The following is a 4900-nucleotide window of genomic DNA, read 5'->3' as shown; positions in this document are numbered from 1 at the left end:
ATGACCAAGCGTTTCAGTTGGCTTTGATTGAAAACCTGCAACGAGAAGACCTTAATCCCGTTGAAGAAACTGAAGGGATATTGCACCTGTTGGCAATCCGGCTGTATTGCGATGTAGAAGCCGTCAAATCCTTGCTGTATCGAATGAAAAACGCTCACAGGAAGGGGGAACAGCCCTCAAAATCCTCATTAAATGAATCTAGGAAAAACGTTTCTCCTAACTCAGATAATTCACAAACTGGGGACAACGTTTCTGACCATTTAGCCGAGAAAAATAAATCTAGTAAAAACGTTTTTCCTAACCCCGATAATCTACAAGCTGGGGACAACGTTTCTGATCATTTAGCTGATGAAACTGAATCTAGTAAAAACGTTTTTCCTAACCTAGATGAAGAACAATCAAACACGGTACAACAGGTGTTTGAGAGTTTGGGACTCATGAATTGGCTATCGTTCATTACCACACGCTTACCTTTACTAAATCTGCCCGAAGAAATTTTAATAGCACTGCGTTCTGGTCAACTGGAATACACCAAAGCACAAGTCTTGGCGCGGGTAAGAAATAATGAAATCCGAAAAAAACTTTTGTCCGAAGCGATAGCTAACTATTGGTCTTTAAGTCAAATCAAAGAAAAAATCGCAGCTTGGACGGATGATGAACAAGCATCCTCGTCTAAAGCATCTAACCAAATACCAGACCGCCTCCAAAATATCACCCAGCGCATTAAAAAGCGTCAGCTTTGGAAAGAACCTAGAAAGCAAAAGCAGCTAGTAAACCTTTTAAACAAACTCGAAGCCTTACTAGGGGATGAGTGACTTGGGGTGAATTGTCAGGTAATGTCTACTTTTAGAGTTTAAAACCTGTGATTCATGATTGGGTGCGAGGAGAGAAACAGAGATGGCAACAGATTCACAGATTCGAGCATTACTCAAAGCTTGGTTAGATTACATCCACGTTGAAAATTTGAGTAATGCCAAAGTAGAAGCTGACGATTCAGAACAACCGAACATCTGGGACTCTCTCGTAAATCTGGTAGGCGATAAATTATTAATAGACGAGTCTTTATTTAAAAAACTAAAGCAACCGTTTAAAAGTGCAAAGAACTTTGAGCAAACAAAATTACCGTCAATTGCTGTAGCTTTCCCGCAGCTTTATGTAGTTGAATCTAATCGCCGTCAATTTCGCCCGTTGTTCACGATCAATGTTTCCCCAATATTCGAGGGCAATTATCGCAGTAGCGGATGGGATTTAACCCAATACGAGTTTCAGCCTGTTATTCCCAATTTGATGCAGTGGTACGGACTAGAGGAAGAAGCGGCTGAGTCTCTGGTAACAAGGGAAGGGTTGAAAGTTTTTCTCGAAACTACTTTTAATCGTCCCTTTAAGACGCTACAAGACTTTATGGGACTGATTGAACTACCGCCGTTTCCCGTGCGGTCAAAACTTCTCCCTTATCTATTGGATTTTGACTACGCTGCTTTTAATTACAACCTCAAAAAAGATTTTCAGAAAATTAGCGACCAGAATTCCTTTCAGTGGTCAAGACCAGGACATCCGGCTTACGAATACCTGTTTGGGCAACCAAAATCACCCCAGCATGAAGTACTTTTTTTGGGTGCTTTTCCCAACTCACAGGCGGATGACTATCAAGCACTTGCTCTCAAACATTCTCAATCTCATCCTGTTACTGCTGTGATTGGCCCACCGGGGAATGGCAAGACCACACTGTTGTTACATAAGATAGCGCAGCAAGTGGTAGGTCGAGCCGTGGACTTGGCAACAACGGGTCAAGATAAAAGTAACCTAACTGTGGTAACAAGCACTAACAAATTTGCTGTAAATAACGTTGAGAAAATCTTAGCCAACAACTTGACCTCTGACCGTTTCTACTTATCAGGAGGCTCTAGGGATTTAGTTGAGAGCCAAGTTTTACCTAGTTTACAAGCTGCACTCGACTGGTTAGCCAAAGAAACATTTAAATTAGATGAATGGGAGTCAGCAAAGCAACAGTTGTTAGCTGGTGTTCAGCAAATACAAGATCATAGACAGCAAGATGAGCATGATCTTCAACAGAAAAGTGCTGATGAGCAATTATTAGATGAGCTATGCCTTGATATACAATCGGTTGAGTCGGCGCTCAAGACTTCTGCATTTGAGTCTTCGTCACCATTAGAATTTGACTGCGACTATAATAAGTTCCCCCTAGAAGCTTACCAGCAGATAGGACAATATCTTGACAGTGCTAGGCGTTCTTTGCCGTCTGAAGATTACTGGCAGAATAAGAGTAGAAATGACTTCTGGTTTGTCAAGCTTTTGCAGACGATTAAACGATTCTGGCAGTCGATAACCAAAACCAGCCATCGTCATGTTCTCAAACGCTTGCACAAACAGATAGAGATGCCTGTGTTGGCGACGCTGGCCACCCCATTTCAATTTCAAATCCCACTAACAACTGAATCTCTCATCGCCGCCCAGCAGAGTGTTGATCAGCTTATTGCAGAAGCATTGAACTGGCAGCAACAACAGAATGGTATTGACAGCACACAACAGCAGATTGAGTCAAGAAAGCAGCAACTCAAAGACCTGATTACTCGCCGTTCTCAAATCGAAAACCGTCTTGCTACTTATCCCAGCAAAGATTTCTACAGTCGTTTCTACACTGAATTGCACTCGCTGCAAGTAGAGTTGTTTGAGTGGTCTTGGCAATTTCAGCAACAAGAAGCTCTGCGACGCAAAGATGAGGTGATGGCTTCCTTTAGGACTTACATTGCATTATTGAATGGCGAATGGGATGCTTTTCGTCAGTTAAGTCATAATTGGAGAAACATTTATCGGGATATCAGCCTGTTGTTTCCAGTGTTTCTTTGCACTTTGCACTCCATCCGCAATTTGTTACCCTATCCCGATAGTGGCTGTATTGACCAAGTAATTGTAGATGAAGCGGGTCAGATTCCACCGCAACAAGTTTTCCCCGTTTTAGTTAGGTGTAATCGGGCTTTGATTGTCGGCGATCCATTGCAATTGGAGCCAGTCGTTAATTTAAGCGACCAGAAGAAAGAGGAATATCGCAGCAAATCTTTTCTGGAACAAGGACTTACAGATGTAGATTATGACCGCTATAGTCCCACTGCTTCCACAGCCTATCACCGAGCGGCTGGGGCATCAGGACAACCCAGAGATATTGGTCAAGGGATTATCCTTAAATATCATTACCGTTGCGTTCCAGTAATTGCTAATTTTTGCGATCGCTTGTGCAATTACGGCATGGTCATCAAAACTGAACCTTTTGCTTCTCGCTTGGGTACTAACCTGATTGCTTGCCATGTGGAAGGGAAGTTGGAAAACAACGTTAATTGGGCAGAAGTTGATGCAGTAGAAGCGTTGATTGAGGAGTTGTTAGCGGCGGGTTATTGCTTAAATCCTACTGATTCTGACAACACGATTGGCGTGATTTCACCTTACCGCCGTCAAGTAGATGCGCTGACTCAACGCTTAAAATCTCGTTGGTCAGATTTTTCCCCCAAGAGCATTGGCACAGTTCACACATTTCAAGGGGGTCAGAAGTCAGTGATAATTTTCTCGACTCGCCAATGTCAATCAACTGATAGCCTCTGGTTTATTAATCGGCGACCTAATTTACTGAATGTGGCCGTGAGTAGAGCGCGAGAATTGTTTATTTTGGTGGGGAATCTGGAGCGAATTTCTGAAGGGGGGCATACGAGGGAATTGGTGGAATATATTAGGGAATTTGGGGAGATGCAATAAGTTCAATCATTGCAGCATTTTTGGGTTATCTCTATTGCATGTCCGTAGTCTTGTTGTTGATATGGTTACTTGAAGAGTTAACCAGACTAGACTCTGTTGGGTTATCCATACTCAGATCACTAGACAAATTTTTAGTTCCTTTTGCTATTTCGTTGCGAATTTCATCTAACTTTTCACAAGCTACCCATTCGCTAACAGGCGTAATCCGATACTCATCTGTACGCCCATTCCGTTTCTTTTGCGTTACAAAATTAGCTTTTATAAGAACTTTTATCGCCTGTTGAGCTTTACGCATACTCATCTTGCAGATTTCTGCCGTTTTACGAAGACTAGCAAAGCAGACTCCTTCAGGCTTGCCACCTGTTCTACGAATTATGTGGGCATAAAGCCTAAACTCGTAAGGGTCTAGTCCATATTCATCTAAAAGATTATGGATGTAAGCAACAGATGATGGAAAAGAGTCTGCCTTATGAGATTTTAAATCTTTAGCTGGATGCTCCTGTTGTTCTAGCATACTATTTTAATGCGTGTGTATATAACTAATTTAATCATACCCAAGCATATTATGCCACAGCTCTGTTATATCTTATAGTTAACTCTTAAAGTAGTCTCTTATGGTGTCTAACTTAAAGGATACTACTTGACCGCGTAAAATAAGCTGGTATAATCATCAGAAGAAGCAAGCATCAAATTCTTAATCCCCCAAACAGCTAACTGACGGCGTAAATTAAGTAATTTAAAAAACTTATAAATACTATAAAAAAATATAATATAAAAAAAAATACCACTCCTCCAGCACATCATACACTGTAGGTGTGGTAATATAGTTTTCAATGCCCAATAAAAAAGCCGGTAACCTCGCAAAAAGCGCAGATTGCCCAGCTATGTTTTTTTTCATTAATTCCATTCTATCACTTAGTGATAGAACTTTGAAAGCTCAGGTAACTGCTTTTTCAGCTAGGTGTAAGGCTTAACGGGCATATAAAAAGCCCAAAACCCAGCGATACACGTAAAAACTGTACAGCTAGGCATCGAACCTACTTATATAAAAATAGGATTTGTAACTATAGAGTAGATTTTTTGGGAGCATCCCAATTTTGCAAAAAGAGGGTGAAAAGACCAATTTATTCGCGAG

Annotated in this window: 3 protein-coding genes; 2 read left to right on the top strand and 1 reads right to left on the bottom strand. The window is 41.3% G+C overall.

Features of this window, described 5'->3' with window-relative positions:
• On the top strand, window positions 1-815 hold an 815-nt coding region (locus RM049_RS39120), incomplete at its 5' end, for a hypothetical protein (protein ID WP_322708098.1).
• 82 nt (window positions 816-897) lie between these two features.
• Window positions 898-3765 (top strand): DEAD/DEAH box helicase, encoded by a 2868-nt coding sequence (locus RM049_RS39115; RefSeq protein WP_322708097.1) that lies wholly within the window; start codon window positions 898-900, stop codon window positions 3763-3765.
• A 31-nt stretch (window positions 3766-3796) separates the two neighbouring features.
• On the opposite strand, the gene RM049_RS39110 is transcribed toward RM049_RS39115, so the two are convergent.
• Window positions 3797-4279 (bottom strand): helix-turn-helix domain-containing protein, encoded by a 483-nt coding sequence (locus RM049_RS39110; RefSeq protein ID WP_322708096.1) that lies wholly within the window; start codon window positions 4277-4279, stop codon window positions 3797-3799.
• Window positions 4280-4900 lie beyond the last annotated feature (621 nt).

It is taken from the genome of Nostoc sp. DedQUE04 (assembly GCF_034530995.1).
Lineage (GTDB): Bacteria > Cyanobacteriota > Cyanobacteriia > Cyanobacteriales > Nostocaceae > Nostoc.
This window is presented reverse-complemented; position numbering and strand designations above follow the sequence as displayed.

Excerpts from the sequence above, each read along its gene's own strand:
- RM049_RS39115 (WP_322708097.1), top strand. The coding sequence starts at position 898 with ATGGCAACAGATTCACAGATTCGAGCATTACTCAAAGCTTGGTTAGAT.
- RM049_RS39110 (WP_322708096.1), bottom strand. The coding sequence starts at position 4,279 with ATGCTAGAACAACAGGAGCATCCAGCTAAAGATTTAAAATCTCATAAG.